At 71.2% G+C, this 25,726-nt stretch carries 32 protein-coding genes; 8 read left to right on the top strand and 24 right to left on the bottom strand.

Going from position 1 to position 25,726, the window contains the following annotated elements; all coding sequences use genetic code 11:
* Positions 1–145 precede the first annotated feature (145 nt).
* The 13 genes from ftsR to rpmB form a co-directional block, all read right to left on the bottom strand.
* On the bottom strand, positions 146–967 hold the full coding sequence (gene ftsR / locus IF64_RS0114480) for a transcriptional regulator FtsR (RefSeq protein WP_030532634.1): 822 nt from the start codon (positions 965–967) through the stop codon (positions 146–148).
* Complete coding sequence (garA, locus tag IF64_RS0114475; protein ID WP_030532633.1) at positions 964–1,416, bottom strand: glycogen accumulation regulator GarA; 453 nt, start codon at positions 1,414–1,416, stop codon at positions 964–966. Before garA ends, ftsR begins: the two co-directional genes overlap by 4 nt.
* Positions 1,417–1,556: 140 nt before the next feature.
* Positions 1,557–1,949: a glycine cleavage system protein GcvH gene (gene gcvH / locus IF64_RS0114470; protein ID WP_030532632.1), complete on the bottom strand. Its 393-nt coding sequence runs from the start codon at positions 1,947–1,949 to the stop codon at positions 1,557–1,559.
* Between the two features lie 213 nt (positions 1,950–2,162).
* Entirely contained in the window at positions 2,163–2,972 is an 810-nt protein-coding gene (clsA, locus tag IF64_RS0114465; RefSeq protein ID WP_425468430.1) for a cardiolipin synthase ClsA, read from the bottom strand.
* Between the two features lie 58 nt (positions 2,973–3,030).
* Complete coding sequence (locus tag IF64_RS0114460) at positions 3,031–3,252, bottom strand: hypothetical protein (RefSeq protein ID WP_036876699.1); 222 nt, start codon at positions 3,250–3,252, stop codon at positions 3,031–3,033.
* A gap of 117 nt (positions 3,253–3,369) precedes the next feature.
* Entirely contained in the window at positions 3,370–5,022 is a 1,653-nt protein-coding gene (locus IF64_RS0114455; RefSeq protein WP_281292282.1) for an AMP-binding protein, read from the bottom strand.
* Positions 5,023–5,174: 152 nt separating this feature from the next.
* Entirely contained in the window at positions 5,175–6,035 is an 861-nt protein-coding gene (locus tag IF64_RS0114450) for a crotonase/enoyl-CoA hydratase family protein (RefSeq protein ID WP_030532628.1), read from the bottom strand.
* Between the two features lie 59 nt (positions 6,036–6,094).
* Entirely contained in the window at positions 6,095–7,363 is a 1,269-nt protein-coding gene (cobA, locus tag IF64_RS0114445) for a uroporphyrinogen-III C-methyltransferase (RefSeq protein ID WP_030532627.1), read from the bottom strand.
* Positions 7,364–7,389: 26 nt separating this feature from the next.
* Positions 7,390–7,812, bottom strand: a complete 423-nt coding sequence (locus tag IF64_RS0114440; RefSeq protein WP_030532626.1) for an ankyrin repeat domain-containing protein — start codon at positions 7,810–7,812, stop codon at positions 7,390–7,392.
* A gap of 74 nt (positions 7,813–7,886) precedes the next feature.
* On the bottom strand, positions 7,887–8,117 hold the full coding sequence (gene rpsR / locus IF64_RS27690) for a 30S ribosomal protein S18 (protein WP_030532625.1): 231 nt from the start codon (positions 8,115–8,117) through the stop codon (positions 7,887–7,889).
* A gap of 10 nt (positions 8,118–8,127) precedes the next feature.
* Positions 8,128–8,433, bottom strand: coding sequence for a 30S ribosomal protein S14 (gene rpsN / locus IF64_RS27685; RefSeq protein ID WP_030532624.1), 306 nt, complete (start codon positions 8,431–8,433; stop codon positions 8,128–8,130).
* 76 nt (positions 8,434–8,509) lie between these two features.
* The gene (rpmG, locus tag IF64_RS0114425) at positions 8,510–8,677 is read right to left on the bottom strand and encodes a 50S ribosomal protein L33 (protein WP_030532623.1); all 168 of its coding nucleotides are present in this window, start codon (positions 8,675–8,677) and stop codon (positions 8,510–8,512) included.
* The gene (gene rpmB, locus IF64_RS0114420; protein ID WP_030532622.1) at positions 8,677–8,913 is read right to left on the bottom strand and encodes a 50S ribosomal protein L28; all 237 of its coding nucleotides are present in this window, start codon (positions 8,911–8,913) and stop codon (positions 8,677–8,679) included. Before rpmB ends, rpmG begins: the two co-directional genes overlap by 1 nt.
* Before the next feature lie 46 nt (positions 8,914–8,959).
* Between rpmB and mrf the strand changes: the two genes are divergently transcribed.
* Positions 8,960–10,306 carry a ribosome hibernation factor-recruiting GTPase MRF gene (gene mrf, locus IF64_RS0114415; RefSeq protein WP_084705866.1) on the top strand — a complete coding sequence of 449 codons (1,347 nt, stop codon included), beginning with the start codon at positions 8,960–8,962 and terminating at the stop codon, positions 10,304–10,306.
* Positions 10,307–10,308: 2 nt separating this feature from the next.
* Positions 10,309–10,572, top strand: a complete 264-nt coding sequence (locus tag IF64_RS0114410) for a type B 50S ribosomal protein L31 (RefSeq protein WP_030532620.1) — start codon at positions 10,309–10,311, stop codon at positions 10,570–10,572.
* 99 nt (positions 10,573–10,671) lie between these two features.
* On the opposite strand, the gene IF64_RS0114405 is transcribed toward IF64_RS0114410, so the two are convergent.
* The 3 genes from IF64_RS0114405 to IF64_RS0114395 all read right to left on the bottom strand — a co-directional run bounded on the left by IF64_RS0114405 (position 10,672) and on the right by IF64_RS0114395 (position 14,213).
* Positions 10,672–12,024 carry an MFS transporter gene (locus IF64_RS0114405; protein WP_030532619.1) on the bottom strand — a complete coding sequence of 451 codons (1,353 nt, stop codon included), beginning with the start codon at positions 12,022–12,024 and terminating at the stop codon, positions 10,672–10,674.
* Between the two features lie 131 nt (positions 12,025–12,155).
* Positions 12,156–13,187, bottom strand: coding sequence for an LLM class F420-dependent oxidoreductase (locus IF64_RS0114400; protein ID WP_030532618.1), 1,032 nt, complete (start codon positions 13,185–13,187; stop codon positions 12,156–12,158).
* A gap of 45 nt (positions 13,188–13,232) precedes the next feature.
* Complete coding sequence (locus IF64_RS0114395; RefSeq protein WP_051757861.1) at positions 13,233–14,213, bottom strand: oxygenase MpaB family protein; 981 nt, start codon at positions 14,211–14,213, stop codon at positions 13,233–13,235.
* A gap of 91 nt (positions 14,214–14,304) precedes the next feature.
* Here IF64_RS0114395 and IF64_RS0114390 point away from each other — a divergent pair, with 91 nt between their 5' ends.
* Positions 14,305–14,916, top strand: coding sequence for a TetR/AcrR family transcriptional regulator (locus tag IF64_RS0114390; RefSeq protein WP_030532616.1), 612 nt, complete (start codon positions 14,305–14,307; stop codon positions 14,914–14,916).
* Positions 14,917–14,921: 5 nt separating this feature from the next.
* Here the strand turns inward: IF64_RS0114390 and dmpG are convergent, their stop codons facing one another.
* Positions 14,922–16,013: a 4-hydroxy-2-oxovalerate aldolase gene (dmpG, locus tag IF64_RS0114385; protein ID WP_051757860.1), complete on the bottom strand. Its 1,092-nt coding sequence runs from the start codon at positions 16,011–16,013 to the stop codon at positions 14,922–14,924.
* Entirely contained in the window at positions 16,010–16,927 is a 918-nt protein-coding gene (locus IF64_RS0114380; RefSeq protein ID WP_030532614.1) for an acetaldehyde dehydrogenase (acetylating), read from the bottom strand. The genes dmpG and IF64_RS0114380 overlap by 4 nt, the downstream gene beginning before the upstream one ends.
* 41 nt (positions 16,928–16,968) lie before the next feature.
* On the opposite strand from IF64_RS0114380, the gene IF64_RS0114375 reads away from it, so the two are divergent.
* Complete coding sequence (locus tag IF64_RS0114375; RefSeq protein ID WP_084705881.1) at positions 16,969–17,766, top strand: IclR family transcriptional regulator; 798 nt, start codon at positions 16,969–16,971, stop codon at positions 17,764–17,766.
* 53 nt (positions 17,767–17,819) lie between these two features.
* Entirely contained in the window at positions 17,820–18,245 is a 426-nt protein-coding gene (locus IF64_RS0114370) for a pyridoxamine 5'-phosphate oxidase family protein (RefSeq protein WP_030532612.1), read from the top strand.
* Positions 18,246–18,266: 21 nt separating this feature from the next.
* On the opposite strand, the gene IF64_RS0114365 is transcribed toward IF64_RS0114370, so the two are convergent.
* Entirely contained in the window at positions 18,267–18,977 is a 711-nt protein-coding gene (locus tag IF64_RS0114365; protein ID WP_030532611.1) for an MBL fold metallo-hydrolase, read from the bottom strand.
* A gap of 147 nt (positions 18,978–19,124) precedes the next feature.
* Here IF64_RS0114365 and IF64_RS0114360 point away from each other — a divergent pair, with 147 nt between their 5' ends.
* The 3 genes from IF64_RS0114360 (at position 19,125) to IF64_RS0114350 (ending at position 21,611) form a co-directional block, all read left to right on the top strand.
* Positions 19,125–19,688, top strand: coding sequence for a hypothetical protein (locus tag IF64_RS0114360; RefSeq protein WP_030532610.1), 564 nt, complete (start codon positions 19,125–19,127; stop codon positions 19,686–19,688).
* A gap of 14 nt (positions 19,689–19,702) precedes the next feature.
* Positions 19,703–20,446 (top strand): decaprenylphospho-beta-D-erythro-pentofuranosid-2-ulose 2-reductase, encoded by a 744-nt coding sequence (dprE2, locus tag IF64_RS0114355; RefSeq protein ID WP_030532609.1) that lies wholly within the window; start codon positions 19,703–19,705, stop codon positions 20,444–20,446.
* An 82-nt stretch (positions 20,447–20,528) separates the two neighbouring features.
* A complete protein-coding gene (locus IF64_RS0114350; RefSeq protein ID WP_030532608.1) occupies positions 20,529–21,611 on the top strand; it encodes a universal stress protein in 1,083 nt (360 codons plus the stop codon).
* 26 nt (positions 21,612–21,637) lie between these two features.
* On the opposite strand, the gene IF64_RS0114345 is transcribed toward IF64_RS0114350, so the two are convergent.
* The 5 genes from IF64_RS0114345 to IF64_RS0114325 form a co-directional block, all read right to left on the bottom strand.
* Entirely contained in the window at positions 21,638–22,597 is a 960-nt protein-coding gene (locus tag IF64_RS0114345; protein ID WP_030532607.1) for a DUF3048 domain-containing protein, read from the bottom strand.
* Positions 22,598–22,656: 59 nt separating this feature from the next.
* Positions 22,657–23,265: an Rv1733c family protein gene (locus IF64_RS0114340; RefSeq protein ID WP_036876660.1), complete on the bottom strand. Its 609-nt coding sequence runs from the start codon at positions 23,263–23,265 to the stop codon at positions 22,657–22,659.
* A gap of 214 nt (positions 23,266–23,479) precedes the next feature.
* Positions 23,480–24,709: a styrene monooxygenase/indole monooxygenase family protein gene (locus tag IF64_RS0114335; protein WP_030532605.1), complete on the bottom strand. Its 1,230-nt coding sequence runs from the start codon at positions 24,707–24,709 to the stop codon at positions 23,480–23,482.
* Positions 24,702–25,361, bottom strand: coding sequence for a GTP-binding protein (locus tag IF64_RS0114330; RefSeq protein WP_030532604.1), 660 nt, complete (start codon positions 25,359–25,361; stop codon positions 24,702–24,704). Before IF64_RS0114330 ends, IF64_RS0114335 begins: the two co-directional genes overlap by 8 nt.
* A complete protein-coding gene (locus IF64_RS0114325; protein WP_036876657.1) occupies positions 25,336–25,677 on the bottom strand; it encodes a DUF742 domain-containing protein in 342 nt (113 codons plus the stop codon). Before IF64_RS0114325 ends, IF64_RS0114330 begins: the two co-directional genes overlap by 26 nt.
* Between the last annotated feature and the right edge of the window lie 49 nt (positions 25,678–25,726).

Here is a 25,726-nt window from a genome sequence, read left to right as displayed (position 1 = left end):
TCGGTGCGCTGTGCTCGCTTCTCACTCTCGCCGGCCCGGTCTCTTCGAGCCCGCTTTCAACCGTACGTCATCCCGGCGGCGTCACCGAAGTTTCGCCGCACTGCTTAACAATCGCGACCCGCAGGTTGCTCCGTCCGAGCGTGGCTCACCCTCCGGTCATGCCCCGAATGCCCGCTTTGACAAGGAGCGTGTGGAGCGTGACCGACAGCGCCGCCAGCTCGCGGACGAGTTCGTCCCCGCGTTCCCGGGCCCCCGAGTCGCGGTGCCGGTACACCGGCGCGGCGATCTGCTCGAGCAGCCCGACCTCCCGGTCGGCCGACACGCGCAGCGCGCGCAGGTGCCGCGGTTCGATCCCGAACTCGGCCATCGCGGTGACGGTCCTGGCGATGTGCACCGCGTCGGCGTCGTAGAACCCCGCTGCACCCGGCCGGATGAGGCCGTACTGCACGAGCTCGGCCAACAGCGTCTCGTCGATCGCCGCCTCGGCGAGCAGCTGCTCCCGCGTCAGCCGCATCGGCGCGCCACCGGCGAAGTCGTCCGCCGTCGGTGCCGGCACTCCCCCGGTGTCCGCACCGTCGAGGGGCACGAGCCTGCGCGGCAGCCGCGGCGCGCCGGTCGCACCGTCCGGACCGGCGCCGCCGGACACGGAGCGATCGGACACGGCGCGACCGGACACCGCGCCGTCGGCGTCCGGATCTACTCCCCGGTCGGCGGCATCCAGCCGCTCCTTGATCACCTTCAGCGGCAGGTAGTGATCGCGCTGAGCCGTGAGGACGAACCGCAGTCGTTCGACGTCGGCGGCGCTGAACTGGCGGTAACCGGACGGCGTGCGACCAGGGCGGACCAGACCCTCGGACTCGAGGAACCTGATCTTCGAGATCGTGACGTCGGGGAAGTCCTGGCGCAGCTGTGCCAGGACGGCCCCGATACTCAGCCCTTCGCGTGGTTGCCGTCCGGCAGCCGTCACTGCGCCCCCTGGCCTCCGGTCAGGAACACCAGACGGAACTTGCCGATCTGCACCTCGTCGCCGCCGGCCAGGACCGCCTGGTCGACCGGCTCACGGTTGACGTACGTGCCGTTGAGGCTGCCCACGTCGATCACGACGAACGAGCCGCCCTCCCGGCGGAACTCCGCGTGCCGGCGGGAGACCGTGACGTCGTCGAGGAAGATGTCGCTGTCCGGGTGCCGTCCCGCGCTGGTCGTGTCGCGGTCGAGCAGGAACCGCGAACCCGCGTTCGGTCCCCGCTTGACCACCAGCAACGCCGAACCCGCAGGCAGCGCGTCGACGCCGGCTTCCTGCGGCTCGACCGCCGGGGCCTCCTGCCCTTCCGCCTCCGACAGGAAGTCCGCCCGGAACACGGAGGTCTTCTCCGGAGCCCCCTCCGGGGGAATCTCGGGCCCGTCGTTCGTGCTCACCTGAGCTCTCCTTACGCACTGACAGTGTGTCGCTTGGCCTTCGGCCGCCGGCCAGGGGCTCTGCTCGCCTCCGGACCGGAAAACCTGGTGCGCCTCAACGTACCGCGCGCGGGGCCGCCCACGGTCCCCGGGCTCCCTGATCAACCGGCGATGACCCGCTGGTATGCCTCGGCATCGAGCAGGCCGTCGAGGGTGTCGGGGTCGGACACTCTGATCTCGACGAGCCACCCCTCGCCGTAGGGGTCGGCGTTGATCAGCTCCGGTGTCTCGGTGACGACGTCGTTCACGGCGACGATCTCGCCGTCGAGCGGCGCGTAGATCTCCGAGACGCTCTTGGTCGACTCGACCTCGCCGAACGACTCGCCCGAGGTCACGGTGGATCCGGCCTCGGGCAGGTCGACGAACACGACGTCGCCGAGCTGGTCCTGGGCGTACTCCGTGATGCCGACCCGCACGACGCCCTCGGTGCGCTCGGCGACCCATTCGTGATCCTCGGTGTAGCGCAGCTCTTCCGGAGCGGACTGAGCAGCCAAGGCCGTTCCCCTTTCTCGTCCTTTCGGCGTCTTCCGAGTCGGTCTCTGGCGGATGGTCGGTTGTGGTGGTGCTGTGGCCACGGGTTTCCGGGGTGTTTCCGTGGCCTCGGTGGCTTTCGTAGCTTCGGTGGCTTCGGTAGCTTTCCGTGGCTTTCGCGGCCGCGGCTCGTCGGAGGCGATCGGTGGGCATCCTCGCACGGTCGTCACCCGGCGTCAGTCCGTGGCGGCGCCCTTCGCTCCATCGGCCGTGTCCGGTCGTCCGGTGCGGACCTCGTCCGCGCCCCGGTCGTCGCCGGCCGGACCCGCCTCCACCACGAGGGTTCCCCTCCGGAACCGCGTGACGGCCAGGATGGTCTGGGTGACGTACAGGGCACCCGACCACAGGTACAGCACGCCGCCCCAGATCATGAACGCGTACGCCAGCGGCCTGGCGATCTCGGCGGCCGTGGAGTCGCCCTGCATGAGCAACAGCAGGGGGAAGGCGTACATCAGGACGAAGGTGGCGCCCTTGCCGACGTAGGTGACCTCGGGTGGCGCGAAGCGGTAGTGGCGCAGCACGAGCACGCAGACCCCGGCGATGGCCTCCCGCAACAGCAGCGCGCCGACCGCCCACCAGGGCACGATGTCCCGCACGAGGAAGGCGACGAGCGTGGCGACGATGTAGAGCCGGTCGGCGGCGGGGTCGAGCAGCTGGCCGAGCCTGCTCATCTGGTTGAGCCAGCGGGCGAGTTTGCCGTCGAGCCAGTCGGTGAGCGCGCTGAGCACGAGCACGAGCAGTGCCCAGCCGTCCTCCTCCGGGCCGAGGAGCAACCACAGGAACAGCGGCACGCCCGCCACCCGGAGCAGGGACAACAGATTGGGTGCGGTCAACGCCTGCCGCATCAGGGACGGTTCGCCGGCGGCCGGTCCGGCGCCGGTTCCACGGCCGGCTCCGCCGGGACGGGGCTCGAGGCCACCGGCCGCTCGGTCAGACCGAGTATCGGACAGCTCGTCACGCTGCCGGGATCCCGCAGACTCGCTCACCCGTTCACCGTAGCCGCACCACCGCGGGCGCAGGTGAGGGATCCGTGAAGTCGGCGGGTCAGCGACCGCGCCGGTAGCTCCAGCCGCGACGGCACAGCTCGTCCCGCGTGAGCGCCTGCGGGCGCCCGTGCCGGTCCATGCCCATCCAGCGGGGACGGCCCGCGCCGTTCTCGAGGACGTAGGGCCTGCCCTGACTCCACACGACCGTGCAAGGCGTCGTCGGAGGTGTGCGGTCGGAGCCGGACGTGCCGGTGGTCGCGGATGTGTCACTCTCGTTCATCACCCGGGTCATCGGCAGCGGAGGCGGTCACGTTAACCGCCGGAGACCAGGTTCACCCGGCCGCGCGGACCCGGGCCCGATTCGTCCACTATGGACGTCTCGGGCCCGGGTCGGGATTCAGCCTTTCAGCGAAGGGAAATCCTCGTCGCGGTACTCCCCCGAGGGCCGCTCTGCGGCCTCGTTCTCCTTGCCCCGCAGCTCGACCCGGCGGATCTTCCCGGAGATCGTCTTGGGCAGTTCGCCGAACTCGAGCCTGCGGATTCGCTTGTACGGAGCCAGGTTCTCGCGACAGAACGCCAGGATCCGTTCGGCGGTCGCGGCATCCGGCTCGTGACCAGAGGCGAGCACGACGTAGGCCTTGGGCACGGCGAGCCGGATCGGGTCCGGTGCGGGCACCACGGCCGCCTCGGCGACGGCCTCGTGTTCGAGCAGCACGCTCTCGAGCTCGAACGGGGAGATGCGGTAGTCGGATGCCTTGAACACGTCGTCGGTACGTCCGACGTAGGTGATGTAACCGTTCTCGTCGATCGAGCCGACGTCACCGGTGTGGTAGTAGCCGCCCGCGAACGCCGTGGCGGTGCGGTCCTCGTCGCCCGCGTAGCCGACCATGAGGCCGGTCGGCCTGCTGCTCAGGTCCAGGCAGAGTTCACCCTCGGACGCCGGCTGCCCCGTGGACGGGTCGACGAGCACGACGCAGAAGCCGGGCACGGCCCTGCCCATCGAACCGGGTTTGACGTCCTGTCCGGGGGTGTTGGCGATCTGCACGGTGGTCTCGGTCTGGCCGAATCCGTCGCGGATCGTCACGCCCCACGCCGACCGCACCTGGTCGATCACCTCGGGGTTGAGCGGTTCGCCCGCGCCCACGACCTTGGTGGGCGGCGTGGCGAGGGCGCTCAGATCGGCCTGGATCAGCATCCGCCACACGGTCGGCGGGGCGCAGAAACTCGTGATGCCGCACCGGTCCATCTGGGCCATCAGTGCGCCAGCGTCGAAGCGGGTGTAGTTGTACAGGAACACCGTCGCCTCGGCGTTCCACGGCGCGAACACGTTGCTCCACGCGTGCTTGGCCCAGCCCGGCGACGAGATGTTGAGGTGCACGTCGCCCGGTTCGAGGCCGATCCAGTACATGGTCGACAGGTGACCCACCGGGTAGGACACGTGCGTGTGCTGCACGAGCTTCGGCTTCGCCGTGGTGCCGGAGGTGAAGTACAGCAGCAGGGGGTCCGAGGCCTGCGTCGGGCCGTCCGGGGTGAAGTCGGCGTCGGCGTCGTAGGCCTCGGCGTAGGACGCCCACCCCTCGACCTGCTCCCCCACCGCGATCCGCGTGTAGTCACCGGGCACGTCGGCGAACTTGCCCGCATCGGCCGATCGGGCCACCACGTGCCGCGCCTGGCCGCGCTCGACCCGGTCGGTCAGGTCGGCCGGTCCCAGCAGCGTGGTCGCCGGGATGACGACGGCGCCGAGCTTGATGCACGCCAGGATCGTCTCCCACAGCTCGACCTGGTTGCCGAGCATGAGGATCAGCCGGTCCCCGCGGCGCACGCCCTGCGCGCGCAACCACGTGGCCACCTGGTTGGACCGGTGAGCCATCTCGGGGTAGGTCCAGCGGCCCTCGGTGCCGTCCTCCTCGACGATCCACAGGGCGTACCGCTCGGCGTTGGCCGGATCCGCCGCGACCCGGTCGAACCAGTCCAGCGCCCAGTTGAACTCCGTCAGTTCCGGCCACCGGAATCCGGTGTACGCCGCGTCGTAGTCCTCGCGGTGGGCCACCAGGAAGTCCCGCGCCGCGCGGAACTCGTCGTGTGCGCTGCGCCCCGCGTCGCGGACCGCGGCGTCCGCCTGACCTGCCGGGGCCGTGGGGGCTGTGGCGTCGTTGCTCACGCTCGTCGTTCTCCTTGCTCGCCGTCTCGGTCCAGCGGCCGCTACTGCCCGGTGAAATGCGGCGGGCGCTTCTCCAGGAACGCCTGCACCGCCTCACCCAGGTCCTTGCTCGGCAGGAACGCCGCGTTCCACGCCGACACGTACCGCAGTCCGGCATCGACCTGCTGTTCGGTGCCCATGGACAGTACGTCCTTGATACCGCGGACCACCAGTGGAGGATTCGCCGCGAGCTCGTCGGCCAGACCACGGGCCGCGGCCAGCAGCTCGTCGCGGTCGGCGTAGACGTCGTTGACGAGGCCGATCTTCTCCGCGCGGGCTGCGTCGACGTCCTTGCCGGTCAGCGCCAGCTCCCGCAGGTGACCCTCGCCGATGATCCCGCCGAGCCGCTGGAGGCTGCCGATGTCGGCCACGATCGCAACCTTGACCTCGCGCACGCTGAACTTCGCGTCGGCACTGGCGAGGCGGATGTCGACGGCCGAGATCAGGTCCACACCGCCACCGATGCACCAGCCCGAGACCGCCGCCACGATCGGGGTGCGGCAGGTGGCCACGGCGGTGATCGCGTCCTGCAGACGGCGGATCTCCTCCAGGAACCTCGTGCGGGGTCCGGCCTGGGCGTCGGCGGCGAGGAACTCGGCCCAGCCCGGCAGCATGGCGTTCAGGTCGAGGCCGTACGAGAAGTGCTTCCCGCTGCCGGTCAGGACGATGGCCCGCACCTCGGGGTCGGCGTCGAGTGCGCGGAAGACCTCCGGGAGCTCACGCCAGAAGTCCGGTCCCATCGCGTTGCCCTTGGCCGGTCCGAGCAGGGTCACCTCGGCCACGTGGCCGGAGCGGGCGACGTCGAGCGAGACGAGGCCCTCGAACGGGTCCTCGGGTGTGTCGGCGGTGCGTGCGGCATTCATGGCGATCATCCTCGCCCACGCGCGCCGCCGGTCCCGCACGAGGTGCGCGTCGGCGGCCGTCAGCCCGCGTCGGTGCCGGTGTCCAGCAGCCCGACGACAGGTCCGATGACCGTCACCGCGGGGGGCCGGATGCCCTCACGTGCCGCGTCGGCTCCTACCTCCTTGAGCGTCGAACGCAGCACCTTCTGGGTGCGCATCGAGCCGTCCTGGATCATCGCCACCGGGGTATCGGCAGGCCGGCCCGCGGTGATCAGCGCGTCGGCGAAACGATCGATCCGCTCGACACCCATCATCAGCACGATCGTGCCGCGCAGCCTGCCGAGCGCGTCCCAGTCGACCAGGGACGTCTCGTGCTCGGGCGGCACGTGGCCCGACACGACGACGACCTCGTGGGTCACACCGCGATGGGTCACCGGGACATCGGCCAGCGCGGGCACGGCGAACGCACTGGTGATGCCCGGCACCACCGTGACCTTCACGCCCGCCTCGACGCAGGCGAGCAGCTCCTCGAACCCGCGGCCGAACACGTACGGGTCCCCGCCCTTGAGGCGGACGACGAACTTGCCCGCCCTGGCCTTGTCGATCAGCGCGCTGTTGATCACGTCCTGGCTGGCCGCACGGCCGTACGGAATCTTGGCCGCGTCGATCACCTCGACGTGCGGCGGCAGCTCGTCGAGCAGCTCCCGTGGCGCGAGGCGGTCGACGACCACGACATCGGCCCGCGCCAGCAACCTGCGCCCGCGCACGGTGATCAGCTCGGCGTCCCCGGGTCCCCCGCCGACGAGCGCGACCCCGGCCTCGGGACGCGGGGCCCCGGCGCCGGCGTCCTGCCCGTAGCCGCGGCCCGGATCCTCGGCCGCGCCGGAGCGCAGAGCGTCGAGCAGACCGTCCCGGACGACGGCCGAACGCTGCGGCTCCCCACCCGAGAGCACACCGACGAGCAGCCCGTCGTGTTCACCCGCTGCGGGCGTCACGGCGCTGCCCTCGGGACCGGAGTCGGCACGGACGCAGAACACGCGCCTGCGCTCGGCCTCCGCGCACACCGCGGCGTTGACCTCCGCGTCGTCCGTGCACGCGAGGGCGTACCACGCGTCGGCCAGATCGCCGTCGGTGTACTCGCGCCGGGTCCAGGTGATCTCGCCCTCGTCGGCCATCGCACCGACCGACGGGGTGGTCTCCGGGGACACGAGTTCGATCACGGCCCCCGCCTTGACCAGCCTGGGCAGCCGCCGCTGAGCGACGGTGCCGCCGCCCACGACGACGACCCGCCGTCCGGTCAGATCGAGACCGACCAGGTAGTGCTCCTCCTGCGCCATGCCAGTCAGCATGACGACACCCTGTCAGCTCCGTGCGCTCAGGGCCCCAGCAACGTGAGCAGTTCCTCTGCGCCGAACATCCGCGCCGTCTCCACGGCCGTCGGCTGACCTGCGTGCGGGTCGGCCCCGCCAGCCACGAGTGCCTTCACCACGTCGGCCTCACCCTTGAACACCGCGCCCGCCAGCGGACTCTGACCACGGTCGTTGAGCCGATCCGGATCCGCCCCGCGCTCCAGAAGCGCGGCGACCGTCTCGGCATGACCGTGGTAGGCGGCGAGCATCACGAGCGTGTCGCCCCGGTCATTGGTCAGATTCACCGGAACGCCCGCGTCGACGTAGGCGGCCAGCGTGTCGGTCTCACCGCCGCGGGCGAAGTCGAACACGCGCGCCGAGAGTTCGAGCAGTTCCGGGTCGATCTCGGTGGCGCCGCCCGGATCCGCGCCACTGTCCCGCTCGGTCATGGCCCCAGGGTGACACGTTCCGGCGCACCGTGCCCGCACGCCGGAACGTGTCCCGCGGCCGACCCCGGAGGACCTCAGCCCTTCTTGACCGGATACGGCAGCAACGCCATCTCCCTGGCGTTCTTGATGGCCCTCGCGACGTCCTTCTGCTCCGACGGCGTCAGGCCCGTGATCCGCCGGGCGCGGATCTTGCCACGATCGGACAGGAACTTGCGCAGCAGCGCCGTGTCCTTCCAATCGACGTACTCCACGCCCTCGGCGCGCAGCAGATTCCGCTTGCGGCGCTTCTGCGGTGCAGGCTTCACCGATCTCCTCCTACCAACTGGACTTGCTGACGCCCGGCAGCTCGCCCCGGTGCGCCATCTCCCGCAGCCGGATACGCGACAACCCGAAGGCGCCGTAGTACGCGCGCGGCCTGCCGTCCACCGCGTCGCGATTGCGGATACGGGTCGGACTCGCATCGCGCGGCATCTTCTGCAGCTCCGACACCGCCGCGGCCTTCTCCTCCGGCGTCGACCGCGGCGAGCGAATCGTCTCCTTCAGCTCCGCACGCCGCTCGGCATACCGCGCAGCGACAACCTTCCGCTGCTCGTTCTTCGCGATCTTCGACTTCTTCGCCATCAGCGCTCCTCGGTGTTCTGTGGGACACCCACACCCGGTCGCGCCGACAAGCCAAAAACAGCACGAGAGTGGCTCATCAGCGCTCCTCCCTGAACTCCACGTGCTTGCGCACGATCGGGTCGTACTTACGCAGCACCATGCGGTCCGGGTCGTTGCGCCGGTTCTTACGCGTCACGTACGTGAAGCCGGTACCCGCGGTCGAACGCAGCTTGATGATGGGCCGGACGTCGGTCGTGCTCGCCATCAGAGCTTCACCCCCTGGGCGCGCAGGTCCGCCACCACGGCGTCGATGCCCCGCTTGTCGATCGTCTTCATGCCCTTGACCGACACCCGCAACGTCACCCACCGGTTCTCACTGGGCACCCAGTAGCGGCGCCGCTGGATGTTCGGTTCCCACCGCCGCGACGTGCGCCGGTGGGAGTGCGACACCTGCTTGCCGTAGCCGGGCGCACGCCCGGTGACCTGGCAGATCGCCGACATCAACCCTCCTTGGTTCTGATAATCGTTTTCAATTACAGTACACGGTGTGACCGACCAGCACCGCGTACCCCTCGTGCTCGTATCCGGGGTGGCCGAAGCGCCCGCCCGCTGCCTGGCCGACCGGCTCGTCGGGGGTTCAGCCTCGACGGCCCTCGTGCACCACGACCTGCGGCCGGCAGACGAGGGATTCCTGCATCGCTACGTCCGCCTCGGCGACCACGACAGCCTCGACGCGGTACCGCTCGACCACGACTGCGTCTCCTGCACGCTGCGCGAGGACCTCCTGCCGCTGCTGCGCAGGCTCGCGCGGGAACCGTCGGTCGAACGCATCGTGCTGCGACTCGACGAGGCACTGGAACCCGAGCAGGTGTGCGAGGAGCTGCACCGCGTGCTGCTCGACGGAAGCCCGGTCGTCGAGGACGTCCGGATCGAGGCCGTCGCCACGGCGATCGACCACGCCACCTGGCTGGCCGACGCCACCGGGGACGAGGCGCTGAGCGAACGCGGTCTGCACGCCGGCCCCGACGACGACCGCACCCTGGCGCAGGTCGCCGTGGCCCAGGCCGAGTTCGCCGACGTGCTCGTGCTCGCGGGCCACGCCCCCGATCCGTGGACGGCGGCGCGCACCGGCGCCGTCCTGGAACGGCTCGCACCGCGGGCCGCGCTCGTCGAACTGTCCGGAGTGGAGACTCAACGCCTCGTCGGGGCCGTGGGCGAGCACGCCTTCCGCGGTCTGCCCCGCGACCCGGGCGGCGCCGTGCTGTCCGGTGAGCCGCCGCTCGAGCCCGACTGCGGGGTGTCGCTGCTGAGTTTCACGGCGCGGCGCCCCTTCCACCCCCAACGTCTGCACACCGCCGTGGACGTGCTGCTCGACGGCGTCGTGTGCACCCGCGGGCGCGCGTGGATCGCCAGCAGGCCGGACGAGCGACTGTGGATCGAATCGGCGGGCGGCGGCCTGGGTATCCGGGTGTCCGGGCCGTGGCTGGACTCCGCGCACGGGCCGGCGTGGGACCGCGTCTCGGCCGAACGCCGAACCATCGCGTCCCTGCGGTGGCATCCGCGGTGGGGCGACCGGGCGCAGGAACTCGTGATCCTGGCCCATCGCGCCGAGCCCGCGGTGATCGAGCACGAGCTCAGGGCGGCGCTGCTCACCGACGAGGAGCTCGCCGAAGGCGTCGAGGCGTGGCGGCGCTACCCCGACCCGTTCGGCTCTGCCCCGGCAACCCACCACGACCCGGAGGCCGACCCGGAGGCAGATGCGGAGGCAGATGCGGAGGCAGATGCGGGCAACGAGACGGGGAACGACACCGGGGAACCATCGGAGCCGAGGGACCCCGTCAACCCACTGAACACAGTGGACAGACCTGACAGCAGGATCCAGGAGGAGCGATAACCATGAAGTCCGGCATCCACCCCGACTACCACCCGGTGGTCTTCCAGGACGCCAACACCGGCGACCGATTCCTGACGCGATCGACGGTCACCTCGGACCGCACGATCGAATGGGAGGACGGCAACACCTATCCCCTGGTGACCGTCGAGATCAGTTCCGCGTCGCACCCGTTCTGGACGGGCACGCAGCGGATCATGGACAGCGCGGGCCAGGTCGAGAAGTTCCGCCGCCGCTACGGCAGCACCTCGGCCGGACGCCGCCGGTAACGCATCATCCGCGGCAGCGGTACGTCCTCGCCGCCGCGGATGGCCGGTCACGGCCCGGCCGGTGCCGAGCCGCCGGGCCGTGACCGGCCCCCACGAGGATCAGGACGTCCCTCGGCGTCCCGCCGGCTCGGCCTGCGAGCCGCCGGGACGGGGCTCACCGCCGAGAACGCTGCGACGCAGCAACGGCAGCGCGAGCGCGACGAGCACGGCGGGCAACGCCGAGAAGCCGAGCGTGATCGCGGTGACGGCGCTGTCCGGCTGGCTCGCCGTGGACTCGGCGCTCGAGACGTACCCGCCCATCGAGAGCACGAGCCCGAACAGGCCGGGTCCGACGGCGAGACCGAGCGTCTCGGCCGCGGTCCAGACTCCGGCGGTGATGCCCGCGCGCGTGGCGCCGGTGCGCCGTTCCTCGGCGGAGATCAGGTCGGGCAGGATCGCGAGCGGGAAGACCTGGATCCCCGCGTAGCCGACCCCGGCCAGGGCCACGAACACGAACACCGCGGGCGTGGCCATCGTCTGCGCGAACGCCAACGCCCCCAACGCGATCGCCAGCAGCACCGACGACACCTGAAAGCCGGTGAGCTTGCCACCCGTGCGCCCGATGCGGTCCCACACCGGCATGACCAACAGCGCGGGGCCGACGAAGCCCGCGAACAACATCGACTGCAGGCCGGGATCACCGAGCACGTACCGCGCCACGTAGTTCACCCCGGCGAGCAACGTCGCCACACCGAGCGCCTGCACGAAGTAGACGGCCAGCAGCCACCGGAACGCGCGCCACTCGCGCATGGTGCGCAGCAGTTCCCGCCACCCGGGCGTCGGCTCCCGCAACCGGCCGACCGGCGCACCACGCGTGCCGAGGTACACCCCGACCGCGCCCACGGCGATCAGCACGCCGACGAACACGCCCATCACGCGATAGCCACCCGTGCCGCCGATGCCGTCGGCGATCCCCGGGGCCACGGCGCCCGAGACGAGGATCGCGAGCGCGAGCACCGCGATCCGCCACGACGTCAGGCGCGTGCGTTCGTGGTAGTCCTCGGTGAGTTCGGCCGGCAGCGCGTTGAACGGCACCTGGAAGAACGCGAACGCGGTGGCACAGACGAAGAACACGCCCACGACGTAGGCCGCGTCGGCCGCCGTCGATCCGAGTCCGGGACCGGCGAACAACGCCGCGAAGCACACGGCCAGCACCAGTCCCCCGACGGCGAGCAACGGCCGCCTGCTGCCGTGCTTGCGCAGCGCGCTGTCGGAGATCCGCCCCGCGATCGGGTTGAACAGGACGTCCCACGCCTTCGGCAGGAGCACGATCGCACCGGCCACCGCCGCGGGTACCGCCATCGTGTCGGTCAGGTACGGCAGCAACAGCAGACCGGGCACCGTCCCGAACGCCCCGGTCGCGAACGACCCGAGCGAGTACCCGAGACGTGTTCTGGTGCCCAGCGCCGACATGCTCCTCCTCGGATGGTGCGAGTGGAGGAATCCTGCCACCCCCGTGGCCGCGTACCGGACGCAGGCCTCGGACCGCCGGCCCGCGACGCGGAGTGCCACCGGTTCAGCCAAGCACGGTCAGGCAGGCACGGTCAGCCGAGCACGTCGGCGACCCGCCGCAGCGTCGCGGCATCGCCGCGCACGAGCAGGGTGGTCACCACGGTCTCCTCCCACGCCTGCAGCTCGTCGCGGATCTTGGCGGGCGGGCCGATGAGCGCGGTGTCCTCCACCAACGACGTGGGGATCGCGGCGGTCGCCTCGTCCTTACGACCGGCGAGGTACAGGTCCTGCACCGTGTCGGCCACGTCGGCGTATCCCATGCGCGCGAACACGTCGTGGTGGAAGTTGACCTCCTTGGCGCCCATGCCGCCGATGTAGAGCGCCAGCGACGGCTTGATCATCGCCGCCGCCTGTTCCACGTCGTCGTGCACGATCACCGGCACCGACGCGGCGACCTCGAAGTCCTCCCTGCCGCCCGGCATGTCATCGGCGCGCGCGGCGAACCCCTCCTCGAGTGCGGCGCGGTAGAAGGCGTCGCTCTTCGGGGAGAAGAACAACGGCAGCCAGCCGTCGCAGATCTCGGCCGACAGCGCGACGTTCTTCGGCCCTTCGGCCGCGAGATGGATGGGGATGCGCGAGCGGAGCGGGTGCACGGTGGACTTCAGCGGTTTGCCGAGTCCCGTCCCGCCCCGCAGCGGCAACTGGTACTGCGCGCCGGCGTGCACCACGGGCGCCTCACGCGCGACGACCTGCCGCACGATGTCGACGTACTCGCGGGTCCTGGCGAGCGGTTTCGGATACGGCTGGCCGTACCAGCCTTCGACCACCTGCGGCCCGGATGCGCCCAGTCCCAGCACGAACCGCCCGCCGGAGAGGTGGTCGAGCGTGAGGGCGGCCATTGCGGTGGCCGTGGGCGTGCGTGCCGACATCTGGACGATGTTCGTGCCGAGGGTGACACGTTCGGTCGCCGAACCCCACCACGCGAGCGGGGTCAACGCGTCCGATCCGTATCCCTCCGCCGTCCACACGGAGTCGAAGCCGAGCCGTTCGGCGGTGGTGATCGCCTCGAGCGCCCCCTCGGGAGGACCGGAGGACCAGTATCCGATGTGGTAACCCAGCTTCACGCCACACTCTCCTTCCCGACCTCGTCGTCGGGGTCTCGCGTCATGTCAGCTCCCGCCGCGCTCCGGCCGGTACCGGGCCGGCACGTAGTGGGTGGGCCGCCGGCGCTCGGCCTGCGGCGGCAGGTTACGCTCCGGCGTCTCCACGAGCGGCGCGTCGGGCGGATCGGTCCCGAGGGCTCTGCGCCACCCGGCCCTCGCCCGTGGATGGTACCGGCGCTGCCACGGCACGAACCGGAACGCGAGGCCGACGGCCCTGCCCACCAGTCGGTGCAGGCGCGCGTCGCGTGCGCGCCAGCGGTAGCCCAGCAGCTCCCGAACCGGCGGGTCGTACATGCCGACGGTCAGCCAGACGAACCCGCGGTGCACCAGCGGGCGGATCGCCGTCCACGCGCGGTGTGGCAACCACGGCAGCATCGGTGGCCTGCCGATGCGGGAGAGGTCCAGTACGTCGCGGGTGGCCTTGTTGTCCTCGAGCACCTCGCGGCACATGCGGTCCCAGTACTGCTGGAACTCCGCCCACGTCTCCGGCACCGGGTGCATGGGCATGCCGTAGAGCCGGTACCAGCGCTTGTGCTCGTCGAACAGCTGCCGCCGTTGTGCCTCGGTCAGGCCGCCCATGAAGTTCTCGGCGATGAGCAGCGTGCTGACGAAGAAGGTGGCGTGCGCCCAGTAGAAGGTGTGCGGATTCAACGCGTGGTAACGGCGGCCGCGCGCGTCGATGCCCTTGATCGTCGTGTGGTAGCCGCGCACCTCGCGCGCCGTCGCGTGGGCGCGCGGCCCGTCGTAGACGACCCCGCCGATCGGGTAGAGCGAGCGGTACAGACGTTCCCACCGCTCGTCGAAGAACTGTGAGTGCTGTTCGACACCCGCGCCGAGCTCCGGGTGCATGTTCTGCATGCTGCCCGCCCAGAGCGCGATGAGCAGACCACGCCAGTCACCGAACACGCGCCAGGTCAGCGATTCCGGACCGAGCGGTTCCGGCCCGGATTCGCCGGCCCGCGCCGTCCCGGTGGCGCTCCGCGTCATCGTCGACTCCCACAGTTGACTACACACGTTGTCAACATTCGTGGTCACGGTACGGTTGACAACGTTCGTGGTCAACAGAAGGAAATCCAGGATGTCCGCCGAGAGCCGCACGTGGGCAGGCACCACGTTGTCCGACCGCAGGGCCGCCCGCAGGCAGCAACTGCTGGACTCCGGCCTCGAACTGCTCGGCGGGGGCGGCAGTGGCGCGGTGAGTGTGCGCGCCGTGTGCCGGCACGCCAGGCTCACCGAGCGCTACTTCTACGAGAGCTTCACCGACCGGGCCGAGCTGATCGTCGCGGTCCACGACATGGTGGTGGCCGAGGCGCACCGCGTTCTCGTCGACGCCGTGGCGACGGCGCCGACCGACGACCGCCGCGCCAGGGCGGAGGCGGCCGTGACCGCGTTCGTCGAGCTCATCATCGACGACCCGCGCAAGGGACACGTGCTGCTGCTCGCGCCGCTGGCCGACCCCGCGTTGAGCAGGCACGGCGTCGAGCGCATCCCCCTGTTCGCCGCCCTCGTGCGCGACGAGCTGTCCGACAAGGTCGACGAGCAGGACCGCGCCATGACCGCGACCGCGCTCGTCGGCGGACTCGCGAACCTGTTCACCGCCTACCTCGACGGCACGCTCGACGTCGGCAGGGAGCGCCTCGTGGCGCACTGCGTCAAACTCGTGCTCGGCATCGACGCGCTGCACGCCTGACCCCGTCACGCCCCGGCGGCCGAGCGCGCCCGGCTCTCCGGCGCGCCCGCACCGGCTCCGCGCGCCGCGGCTCCCCCGGCATCGCCGTCCTGCGCCTCGGCGAGTTCGAGCGCGATGTCGATGATCATGTCCTCCTGGCCGCCGACGTAGCGCCGCTCGCCGACCCGCAGCAGGATCTCGTGCGCCGGCACGCCGTAGCGCTGCGCCGCCCGTTCGGCGTGCAGCAGGAAACTCGAGTACACGCCGGCGAACCCCTGCACGATCGACGAACGGTCCATCACCGGCAGCCGCGTGATGTAGGGCTTGACGACGTTCTCGGCCGCCTCCAGCAGACGCATCGCGTCGACCCCGGTCTCGACGCCCAGCCGCGCGAACGTCGCGGCGAGCACCTCGGTCGGCGAGTTGCCCGCGCCCGCGCCGAGCGCCACGAGGGAGCCGTCGATCTGGCGCGCTCCCGCGCGATGCGCCAACACCGAGTTGGCCACGCCGAAACTGAGGTTCTGGTGCCCGTGATAGCCCACCTGCGCGTCGCGGCCCAGCTCGGCGACCAGGGCGGAGACCCGGTCGGAGGCCTCCTCGAGGATCAGCGCACCCGCGGAGTCGACGACGTACACGCACTGACATCCCGCGTCGGCCATGATGCGCGCCTGGTTCGCCAGCTGTTCGGGTTCGGCCATGTGCGAGAGCATCAGGAACCCGACCGTCTCCAGGCCGAGTTCCCTGGCTGCGGCGAAGTGCTGCACCGACACATCGGCCTCCGTGCAGTGCGTCGCGATCCGCACCGCGCCCGCGCCGAGGTCCGCCGCCGCCCGCAGGTCGGTCACGGTCCCCAGGCCCGGCAGCAGCAGCACGGCGATCCGGGCCTGCCGTGCCTCCTCCACCGCGGCGGCGATCAGCGTCCGCTCGTCGACGAGCGAGAAGCCGTAGTTGAACGTCGATCCACCCAGCCCGTCGCCGTGGGTCACCTCGATCAGCGACACGCCCGCGTCGTCGAGCGCGCGCACCGTGTCCCGCACGTTCTGTTCGGTGAACCGGTGCGCCATCGCATGGCTGCCGTCGCGCAGGGTCGTGTCGACGATCCGGACCGGGCCGGTCATGCGTGCACCGCCTTCTGCTCGAGGATGTGCTGTGCCACGAGATCGCCGACCCTGGCGGCGGCCGCGGTCATGATGTCGAGGTTGCCCGCGTAGGTCGGCAGGTAGTCCCCGTTGCCCGCCACCTCCAGGAACACGCCCACCCGGGCCAACCCGTCCCAGTCGGGCCTCGGGTCGTCGAACTGCGGTTCCGCCTTCAGCGTGCAGCCGGGGACGTACTCCTGCACCCGCCGGACGGTGTCCTGAATGGACTGTGCGATGGCCGCGCGGTCCGCGCCGGGGTCGACGGCACAGAACACCGTGTCCCGCATGATCATCGGCGGTTCCATCGGGTTGATGATGATGATCGCCTTGCCCCGAGCCGCACCGCCGACGACCTCCAGCCCGGTGGCCGTGGTCTCGGTGAACTCGTCGATGTTGGCGCGCGTGCCCGGTCCCGCCGACCGCGACGACACCGAGGCGACGATCTCGGCGTACGGCACGGCCGTGACGCTACTGACCGCGTGGACGATGGGAATGGTCGCCTGCCCACCGCAGGTGATCATGTTGACGTTCGGTGCGTCGATGTGCTCGGCGAGATTCACGACCGGGCACGTGAACGGGCCGACCGCCGCCGGCGTCAGATCGATCGCCCGGATGCCCGCCTCGGCGTACCGGGGCGCCGCGGCGAGATGCGCCTTGGCCGAGGTCGCGTCGAACACCAGGTCCGGCAGCTCCTCACGGGCGAGCAGCCAGTCGACGCCACCCGCCGACGCCTCCACGCCCTGATCGGCCGCGCGAGCCAGACCGTCGGAGTCCGGATCGATACCCACCATGTACCGCACCTCGACCCATCGGCTGCGGCGCAGCTTGGCCAGCAGATCCGTCCCGATGTTGCCGGGACCGACGATGGCCGCGGTCGCTCGTGGTGTGTCCATGACAGGTGACGCTGCCGGAGCCGATCGGGCAGGATCAACGCATGTGTGCCGCTGACCGGGACGAGCCGGCCGAGCACGGGGGCGAGTCCACAGCCACCCCGTCCACAGCAACCCCGTCCACGGCAACCCGCCTCGCCGCGATCCTGACCGCTTTCCGGCCCGGCGACGGTGCGCTCAGCGTGTCCGAACTCGCCCGGCGCACCGGCCTTCCCAAGTCGAGCGTCCACCGCCTCACGGGACATCTGCTCGACGAGGGGTTCGTGGAACGCACCGAGCGGGGCCGACTGCGGCTGGCGCTGAAGCTGTTCGAGATCGGCCAGCTCGCGCTCCAGCAGCGCGAACTCGTCGACGCCGCGCGCCCGTACCTGGCCGACCTGCGCGAGGCGACCCGCAACACCGCGCACCTGGCGGTCCTCGAAGGATCCGAGGTGGTGTACCTGGACATTCTGCGTGGCCCGGACGCCCCGACGTTGCCCTCCCGCGTCGGCGGCCGGTTCCCCGCGCACGCCACATCGGTCGGCAAGGCCATCCTCGCGTTCTCCCCACCCCACGTCGTCGACGCGCTGCTGGCGGGCGAGCTGGAACGGGTCAGCTCGCGCACCGTCACCGCTCCGGGACTGCTGCGCCGTCAGCTGGCGACGATCGCCGAGGAGGGAATCGCCTACGACCGCGAGGAATCCGGCGTCGGCGTCGTGTGTGCGGGCGCGCCCCTGCTCGGCTCCGACGGCACGGCGGTCGGGGCGCTGTCGCTGTCCGGATGGACCACGCGCATGCGCCTCGAGCGCGTCGCCCCCGCCGTCCGCACGGCCGCGCTCGCGCTCTCACGCATGCTCGCGTGACGCCGCCGGCCCGTGCGGTTCCCCGCGCCAGGGGCCCGCCTACGCTGACGCCCATGACCACCCCGCCCGGCCCGCAGACCGCAGTCCCGTCCGACCCGCCGTCCGCCGCGCTCGACGAGTTCTGGCGGGAACGCCACATCGCGACGCTGACGACCCAGCGCGCCGACGGCAGTCCGCACGTGGTTCCGGTCGGCGTGACGGTGGACGAGACCTTCACGGTCGCGCGCGTGATCTGCTCGGGCACGAGCGTCAAGGCACGCAACGTCCGCCGCGCCGGACCGGACGGCGCACCGGTCGCGGTCAGCCAGGTCGACGGCAGGCGGTGGTCGACGCTCGAAGGCCGCGCCGTCGTCCGCGACGACCCGGCATCGGTCGCCGAGGCCGAACGGCGCTACGCCGAGCGCTACCGCACGCCGCGGGACAATCCCCGGCGCGTGGTCCTCGAGATCACCCTCACCCGGCGACTCGGCATGGACTGAACGAGCGCGCCGCGCACCGGCTCAGCCGCCGAACATCGCGCGGAAGTGCTCCAACGACGAGGCGCGGTAGACGAAGTTGGTCCGCGTGACGTCCGACAGCGGCGCCGATGGCTCGGCCGAGTACAGGTGCCCGGGGTGCACGACGGGATCACCCGAGAGCCGCGCCAGTGCCTGCAGACTGTGGTACATCGCGTCGGCGTCCCCGCCGGGGAAGTCCGTGCGCCCGCAGCCCTCGAGGAACAACGTGTCCCCCGCGACGAGCTTGTCGCCGACGAGGAAGCACTGACTGCCCGGCGTGTGCCCCGGGGTGTGCAGGAACCGGATCCCGATCGCACCCACGTCGAGCACGTCGTCGTGCGCGTGCCCGACGAGATCGGTCTCCGAGACCCCCGTCGTGCGCCGCACCCATTCCGATTCGGCGTCGGCGACGTGCACCGGCACCTGCTGCCTGCCGAGCAGCTCGGCCAGCCCCGGTAACGAGAAACCCATGAAGTCCCCGCCCACGTGGTCCGGGTGGTGGTGCGTCACGAGCACCCCGGTCAGGCGCATGTCGTCGGCGGCCAGCACGTCCAGCAGGTCCCCGACCGCATAGGCCGGGTCGACCACGACCGCCTCGCGGGACTCCCGGTCCCCGATGAGATAGGCGAAGTTACGCATCTGCGTCGCGACCGGGTCGCCCACGGCGAAGTCCCGGCCCGCGAGCAACTGACGGAAATACAGCTGGTCGGCCATGCCGCGAGAGGCTACCGGCCGCCGGGTCTGCGCCGCCGCGGCGCCGGGTACCCCAGCCGTGGACCCGCACGGGACGACGCGGTGCGTGGCCACCCGGTCACGGATGCGACAATCCCAGGCACCTGGATCCGCCGGCGAGGAGGGGCCATGCTCGCACGACGCGCCGCCGTCGCCACCGCGGTGACAGCCGCCATCCTCCTCACCGGCGCAGCGAGTTCCGCACTCGAAGCGCCCGGCATGGGCTCGCCCTCCGAACCGGCCACCGCGGCCCCCGGCACGCCACCCCACCGCACGTCTCCGCACGGAACCCCGCCCCACGGGAACTCGGACCACGGTGACGCGAACAAGGGGGACTCGGGTAAGGGGGACTCGAACAACGGGGACTCCCGCGGCGGGGACGAGGCCGACGGGCCGCACACCGTGCGGATCCACGTCTCCGGTCCCGACGACACCCTCATGCGCGTCGTCCGCGACCGCCGTGGCAGCGACGTCGCGCTCCGCGGCGAGCCGTTCGACCACTCGTTCACCGAACCGGCCGGCAGCGACGGCTACCTCGGCATCACCGTCCTGGCCGCGAGCAAGCAGGCCGGCCGGCCCGCGGTGACCTGCAGCATCACGATCAACGGCGTCGTCGTGTCCGAGCAGCGTGCCCTCAAGGCCGACGGCAGCGGTCTCGCCCAGGTCCTGTGCACCGTGCCGCGCGACGTCTAGCAGACTGTCCGGCCATGAACGGAACCGTCGTCGTCCTCGGCGGCCGCAGCGAGATCGGTCTCGCCGTGGCCACCCGGCTCGCCCGTGGCGGAGCCACGGACTTCGTCCTCGCCGCCCGCCGCAGCCACGATCTCGACGAACAGGAACACCGGCTGCGCGAAGCAGGCGCCACCCGCGTCACCCGCGTCGAGTTCGACGCCGACGACACCGCACGGCACGCCGACGTCCTCGGCGAGATCATGGCCGCCCACGGCCCCGTCGACGTCGCCGTCACCGCGTTCGGCATCCTCGGCGACCAGGCGCGCGCCGAGGCCGACGCCGCCCACGCACTGCAGGTCGTGCACACCGACTACACCGCACACGTCAGCGTGCTGACGCACGTCGCGAACCTCCTGCGCGCCCAGGGATCCGGGCGGATCGTCGTGTTCTCCTCCGTCGCCGGGGTGCGGGTGCGCCGCGCCAACTACGTCTACGGCTCGGCCAAGGCTGGCCTCGACGGATTCGCCTCCGGCCTCGCCGACGCGCTCGCCGGCAGTGGAGTGCACCTGCTACTCGTCCGTCCGGGCTTCGTCACCGGCCGGATGACCGAAGGCATGTCCCCCGCACCCTTCGCCAGCACCCCGGACCAGGTGGCCACCGCGACGGTGCGCGCGCTGCGGTCGGGCCGGCACACGGTCTGGGTGCCGCGGATCCTGCGTCCGGTGTTCTTCGGGATGCGGCTGCTGCCCCGTCCGATCTGGCGGCGACTTCCCCGCTGAGCGCGCACGGAGCGGACCGACGTCGTACCGTGACCGGCGTCGCGTTCGTTGCCGGCGAACGCTCCCGGAGGGGAGGTCGACGATGACCGAGATCGTGCGCAGCAGCGGGCCCGTCGTGGCAGCCACCGACGGATCGGAGGCCGCACTGCAGGGCGTCCGCTGGGCGGCCAGGGCCGCGGCCATGCGGGGCGCGCCGCTGCAGATCCTGCACGCCTCCGGCTATCCCGAGCGCTACACCGGCGAGTCGATCCTGCCGCCCGACACGTTCAAGGCCGAGATGCGCAGGCGGCGGTGGGAGTTCCTGCACGAGGCGCGTGAGGCCGCGCTCGACGAGGTGGCAGGCCTCTTCGACGGCACAGACACCACCACCGACGCCCACACCACCACCGACGCCACCACCGACGCCACCACCGACGCCACCACCACCGGCGCCGCCACCGGAGCACACTCCGGAGTCGACGGTGCGGGCGCGCGACGTGTGGCCACCGCGGCAGCGGGCCGCACCACGCGGCGCCTGGAGGTGCACACGCTCCTCGACCCCGAACAGCCCATTCCCTGCCTCGTGCGCGCCTCCGAGCGGGCACGGCTGCTGGTGCTGGGCACGTCCGCGCACCGCGGGATCACCGGACTCATCGTCGGATCCACGACGATCGCCCTCGTGGCGCACAGCCGTGGGCCGGTGGTCTCGGTCCGCGGTGCCGACGGGGCAGGCGGAACCGACCGCAGGCCGGTGGTCGTGGGCGTCGACGGCAGTCCCCTGAGCGAACGGGCGCTCGGCCACGCCTTCGACGAGGCCTCGTTCCGCGGCGTCGCCCTCGTCGCGGTGCACACGTGGAGCGACGCCGACACGACGGTGTTCAGCCAGTCCCGGATGCACTTCGACTGGGAGCCGGTGCGGGACACCGAGGAACGCAGCCTCGCCGAGCGGCTCGCCGGATGGCGCGAGCGCTACCCGGACGTGCCCGTCGAACGGGTGCTGGTCAAGGACAAACCACGCCACGAACTCATCGAGTGGAGCACCAGGGCACAGCTCGTCGTGGTGGGCAGCCGGGGCCGCGGCGGTTTCCGCGGCATGCTGCTCGGCTCCACCAGCCATGCGCTGATCCACAACGCCGGATGTCCGGTCATGATCGCGCGCCCGGAGCCGGAGACCACCGACACCTGACCTGCCGGCAGCTGACCGGTGGCCGCTCACCGTGGTGCGAGCAGCACCCACACCGGTCCGTCCTCGGCCATCCGCACGGGCCGGCCCGACTCCGTGCGGTAGGTGGTCCGCTGTTGCGGACCCTCGCGCGTCCAGGTGGCCTCGAAAGCCCTGCCGTCACGCAGGATCGTCGCCTCGCCCCTGCCGACGGTGACGGCCACCGGCGACATCTGCCCTCCCGAGTCGCGCACCTGCCTGCCCTCGCGGACCTCGGTCCGCTGCACGATCACCGTGCCCGCCAGCGCCGGTCCGGCCTCGGTCGTCGTCACGGGCGAGCCGTTGAGCGCAACCCGGTAGCGCCCGTCGGACTCGGACCAGGTGAAGCGGTAGGCGGCCGCACGGAACGCCACCTCGTGCTGCCCTGCGGGCCTGCCGCCCTCCGGCGCGGCTCCCGTGTCGGTCACCGGGCGCGGGGCGGCGTCGCGATCCTGCCCGGGAAGCCGGCCGGGGCGGACGTACAGGTTGTGCGGAATAGGCCGGTCGGCGCCCCGGAAGTACGCCTGCGGCCGCGACTTGTCGGTGACGAGCGTGATCGGCGCGTCCCGCAGCAGCGGTTCGATCTCCGGGGCGCCGCCCGAGTAGGCGAGCACGGGCCTGCCGTACTGCGCGATGAGGCGAATGTCGGTCTCGCGTGCGCTGCGCACGGGGCCGACGGCGTCCGGGAGCGTGCTGGCGTACACAGCCGCGAGCCGCGTCAGTCCCCCTTCGACGGGTTCGACGTACACCACGTCGGCCGCCGACAGGCCCGTCTGGGGGCGGGCCTGGTCGACGTTGTCGATCTTGACCACGACCACGGGACGACGCTCGGGGGGCCCGCCGGGACGGTCCGGTGCCGCCTGCTGCTCCTGCCCGTCCCCCGACACGAGCAGCACCGTCACGGCGACGGCGGCGGCCAGGAACACCGCGACGGCGGCGATCAGCTGTTTCGCCGGCTTCGACACCGCCATGGGGTCCACCTCCCTGGCCCGCCGCGGCCACCGGACCGGAGTCCGCCGCGCGGCGACGCTCAGTGCTCGTTGCGATCACGCGGGTGGTCGGCGTTGAACCGTTCCCACTCGCGGTCCCACGCGGCGTCCCGCGCGCGGGCGAGCAGTATGCGGAACAGTCCGTATCCCGCGCCACCGAACGCCAGCACCGCCAGCCACGACGTGACGCCGAGGGTCGCGGCGTCGACGGCTGCGCCGGTGCGGGTCAACGGCGGTGAGGTCACCGCCCCCGTGTCGTCGACCCACACTGTCACCTCGGTCCCGGCGGTCGCCCCGCGGTAGGCCGGTACCGCGCCGGTGCGCTCGGTGCCGTCGGGAGCCTTCCACCGCGCGTCGGCGCGCACCCCGTGGGAAATGTCGCCGGACGCTCCCACCGGCGCGTTCTCGGTCAACGTCGCCGTCGCCGCGTGCGTGGTGGCCGCGTCCCGTTCGACGACCTCGAGCCGCGTCGCGTAGGCCGACCCCGCCCACGACACCGCCAGCGGAACGGCGCACACCGCGATCAGCACGAGGCCCACCAGCAGCCGGCCGTCCCACCGATCGCCGCGCCTGGCCAGCGGATTACGCCCCGGCCGGATCCTGCGCCACGCCCGCACGAGACGTCCGTTCGATGTCGCGTACTCCGCCACTGCGTATCCCCTCGCTCGCCCGGAATGGTTCGCGCTCCCCGCTCATGTTCCCGCCGGAGCGCCGCGCTATTCAATCCGCGCGCAGGCGGGCCCACCCGAAGGAGTCGGGGGTACGGACGCCGAAGGCGGGCCGGCACGTGTGGTGCCGGCCCGCCTTCGGTGGGGGCCTGTCCGGACCGGGTGCGATGGCGAACCGCCGGCCGGGACTCCTGGACTACGACACGCTGGCGAGGTAGTCGGCCGTCTTCTGCGGGTCCATGAACCAGTGCTGGTAGTCGGACGGGTCGGAGAAGCCGTTGGCGAACCGCTTCGCCACGACCGGGTTCTCCTGCGCCGCACCCAGGATGTCCATGACGTGCGGGGGCGGCGGGGTCAGGAGCGCGTTCGTCCAGTTCGTCACGTGCTGGGCGTAGTCCCAGTACCGTTCGAACGTGTCGCTCATCCACTGGGCGTCGAACGGCTGGTCGCCGCGCTCCAGGATCGAGTGCAGGTACGAGTCCGCACACTTGGCCGCGTTGTTCGACCCCTGGCCCGTGATCGGGTCGTTGGCCACCACGACGTCGGCCATGCCGAGCACCTTGCCGCCCGAGGGCAGCTCACCCACCGGCTTGCGCACGACCGGCGTGTAACCGCCTGCCAGGGTCGCCCGGTCGTCGGTGAGCTCGGCGTTGCGCGCGCGGTCGTACTCCCACGGCAGGTACTTCTTCATCAGCGCCAGCGTGCGGTCGAGGTGTTCCTGCGGCGACGGGCGGTCGCTGAAGCAGTCGAGCGGGCCGCCGGGGATGCCCTCGAAGAACAGGATCTCGCAGTTCCCGCTCAGCGTGAGCCCCGGGATCATGAACAACTCGCCCACACCGGGGATCAGGTTGAACCGCACTGCCCGGTTGTTCGGGTGCTCCGGCCTGGCCTCCACCCCGTGGGCGTAGACGACCGACAGTGCGCGCTGCGGCTTCGTCCACACCGACCGCTCGTTGTCGCGGTCGAACAGCTGCACCAGTTCACCCTTGCCCGCTGCGACGACCGTCAGGTCGTACATCGTGGACAGCGAGTTCAGGTCCGCCGTGGTCACGCCGTGGATGACGAGCTTGCCGCCGCGCTGTTCGAACAGCTCCAGCCAGCCTGCCATCTTCACGCGCTGATCGACCGACTGTCCGTAGTGGTCGAGCCAGCCGATCCAGTTGAGCACCCTGCTGGAATCCTCGCCGGCGACCGACACCCCCAGGCCGTCGGCCGTCACGCACTCGGACTCCCAGAGATTGAGGCCCTCGTTGCGCTCGGTCTGCAACGCGTCGTTGAACATGCACTGGGTCGACATGACCCGGCCGCCGCGGATCTCGTCGGCCGTACGGGCCGACATCACCGTGACGTCGTAACCGTGGTTCTGCAGCGACAGTGCGAGCTGCAGGCCCGACTGGCCGGCTCCGACGACCAGAATCTTACGCATGAGTTCGTGCCCTCCCGGGGTCAGACAGTTCGGCCAACGCGAGCGTGTAACTCACGAGTTCACGCAGCGTCTCGGCCGTGGATTTCGGATCCCGCGCATCGACGGTGACCAACGGAATCGACTCGTCGAGCGCCAACGCGTCCCTGACCTCGTCCAGGTCGTGGTGCATCTCGCCGTTGAACCGGTTGACGGCGACGATGAACGGCAGCTCCGAGTCGTTCTCGAAATAGTTGATCGCCGCGAAGGACTGGTCGATCCGGCGGGTGTCGACCAGGACCACGGCGCCCAGCGCGCCGCGGGACAGGTCGTCCCACAGGAACCAGAACCGCGCCTGCCCGGGGGTGCCGAACAGGTACAGCAGCAGATCCGAGTGCAACGTGATCTTGCCGAAGTCCATGGCGACGGTCGTGGTCGACTTCTGCGCACCGTCGGGTGCCTCGTCGATGCCGGTGCCCGCCTCGGTCATCCAGGCTTCACTGTTGATCGGCGGTACTTCCGACACGGATCCGACGAACGTGGTCTTGCCGACGCCGAAACCGCCGGCCACCACGATCTTCGCCGAAACCGTCAGCTGATCCGGGTCGGCCGTCTCCACGGCGCCGTTCCCGCCGGTCGCCGTGGCGCCGTCAGACCGGTAGCCGCTTGAGTCCATCGAGGATCCTCTCGAGTACGTTCCGATCGTGCGCGTACGCGTACGCCGTCGGGTGGATGTAGATCGCGCCCTGTGCGGCCAGGTCGCTGACCAGCACTCGGATCACACCCAGCGGCAGCGCGAGCGACACCGACAACTCGGCGATCGACACGCGCGTGCGCGCACGCTCGTACAGCTGACGCGACTCCGGCATCAGGGAGTCGGCCAGGCTCGGGTCATATCGCGGCACCGAAATCAGCGTTTCGACGAGAAGGTCGTAACGCGGTTTGGTGCGGCCGCCGGTGAGCGCGTAGGGACGGATTCGCTTGCTGCGCATCCGATTCGGCTGACCGGCCCCGTTTTCTGTGGACACGGTGGTCACTTCC

The organism is Prauserella rugosa, assembly GCF_000719975.1.
GTDB classification, from domain to species: domain Bacteria; phylum Actinomycetota; class Actinomycetes; order Mycobacteriales; family Pseudonocardiaceae; genus Prauserella; species Prauserella rugosa.
The sequence above is the reverse complement of the archived record's forward strand: the minus strand, read 5'-3'. Positions and strand labels throughout refer to the sequence as shown.

Coding starts and splice junctions, on each gene's coding strand:
- IF64_RS0114460 (WP_036876699.1), bottom strand. CDS start 3,252: ATGAACGAGAGTGACACATCCGCGACCACCGGCACGTCCGGCTCCGAC.
- IF64_RS0114450 (WP_030532628.1), bottom strand. CDS start 6,035: ATGAATGCCGCACGCACCGCCGACACACCCGAGGACCCGTTCGAGGGC.
- cobA (WP_030532627.1), bottom strand. CDS start 7,363: ATGCTGACTGGCATGGCGCAGGAGGAGCACTACCTGGTCGGTCTCGAT.
- IF64_RS0114440 (WP_030532626.1), bottom strand. CDS start 7,812: ATGACCGAGCGGGACAGTGGCGCGGATCCGGGCGGCGCCACCGAGATC.
- rpsN (WP_030532624.1), bottom strand. CDS start 8,433: ATGGCGAAGAAGTCGAAGATCGCGAAGAACGAGCAGCGGAAGGTTGTC.
- rpmG (WP_030532623.1), bottom strand. CDS start 8,677: ATGGCGAGCACGACCGACGTCCGGCCCATCATCAAGCTGCGTTCGACC.
- rpmB (WP_030532622.1), bottom strand. CDS start 8,913: ATGTCGGCGATCTGCCAGGTCACCGGGCGTGCGCCCGGCTACGGCAAG.
- IF64_RS0114410 (WP_030532620.1), top strand. CDS start 10,309: ATGAAGTCCGGCATCCACCCCGACTACCACCCGGTGGTCTTCCAGGAC.
- IF64_RS0114405 (WP_030532619.1), bottom strand. CDS start 12,024: ATGTCGGCGCTGGGCACCAGAACACGTCTCGGGTACTCGCTCGGGTCG.
- IF64_RS0114395 (WP_051757861.1), bottom strand. CDS start 14,213: ATGACGCGGAGCGCCACCGGGACGGCGCGGGCCGGCGAATCCGGGCCG.
- IF64_RS0114390 (WP_030532616.1), top strand. CDS start 14,305: ATGTCCGCCGAGAGCCGCACGTGGGCAGGCACCACGTTGTCCGACCGC.
- dmpG (WP_051757860.1), bottom strand. CDS start 16,013: ATGACCGGCCCGGTCCGGATCGTCGACACGACCCTGCGCGACGGCAGC.
- IF64_RS0114380 (WP_030532614.1), bottom strand. CDS start 16,927: ATGGACACACCACGAGCGACCGCGGCCATCGTCGGTCCCGGCAACATC.
- IF64_RS0114375 (WP_084705881.1), top strand. CDS start 16,969: ATGTGTGCCGCTGACCGGGACGAGCCGGCCGAGCACGGGGGCGAGTCC.
- IF64_RS0114370 (WP_030532612.1), top strand. CDS start 17,820: ATGACCACCCCGCCCGGCCCGCAGACCGCAGTCCCGTCCGACCCGCCG.
- IF64_RS0114365 (WP_030532611.1), bottom strand. CDS start 18,977: ATGGCCGACCAGCTGTATTTCCGTCAGTTGCTCGCGGGCCGGGACTTC.
- IF64_RS0114360 (WP_030532610.1), top strand. CDS start 19,125: ATGCTCGCACGACGCGCCGCCGTCGCCACCGCGGTGACAGCCGCCATC.
- dprE2 (WP_030532609.1), top strand. CDS start 19,703: ATGAACGGAACCGTCGTCGTCCTCGGCGGCCGCAGCGAGATCGGTCTC.
- IF64_RS0114350 (WP_030532608.1), top strand. CDS start 20,529: ATGACCGAGATCGTGCGCAGCAGCGGGCCCGTCGTGGCAGCCACCGAC.
- IF64_RS0114345 (WP_030532607.1), bottom strand. CDS start 22,597: ATGGCGGTGTCGAAGCCGGCGAAACAGCTGATCGCCGCCGTCGCGGTG.
- IF64_RS0114335 (WP_030532605.1), bottom strand. CDS start 24,709: ATGCGTAAGATTCTGGTCGTCGGAGCCGGCCAGTCGGGCCTGCAGCTC.
- IF64_RS0114330 (WP_030532604.1), bottom strand. CDS start 25,361: ATGGACTCAAGCGGCTACCGGTCTGACGGCGCCACGGCGACCGGCGGG.
- IF64_RS0114325 (WP_036876657.1), bottom strand. CDS start 25,677: ATGCGCAGCAAGCGAATCCGTCCCTACGCGCTCACCGGCGGCCGCACC.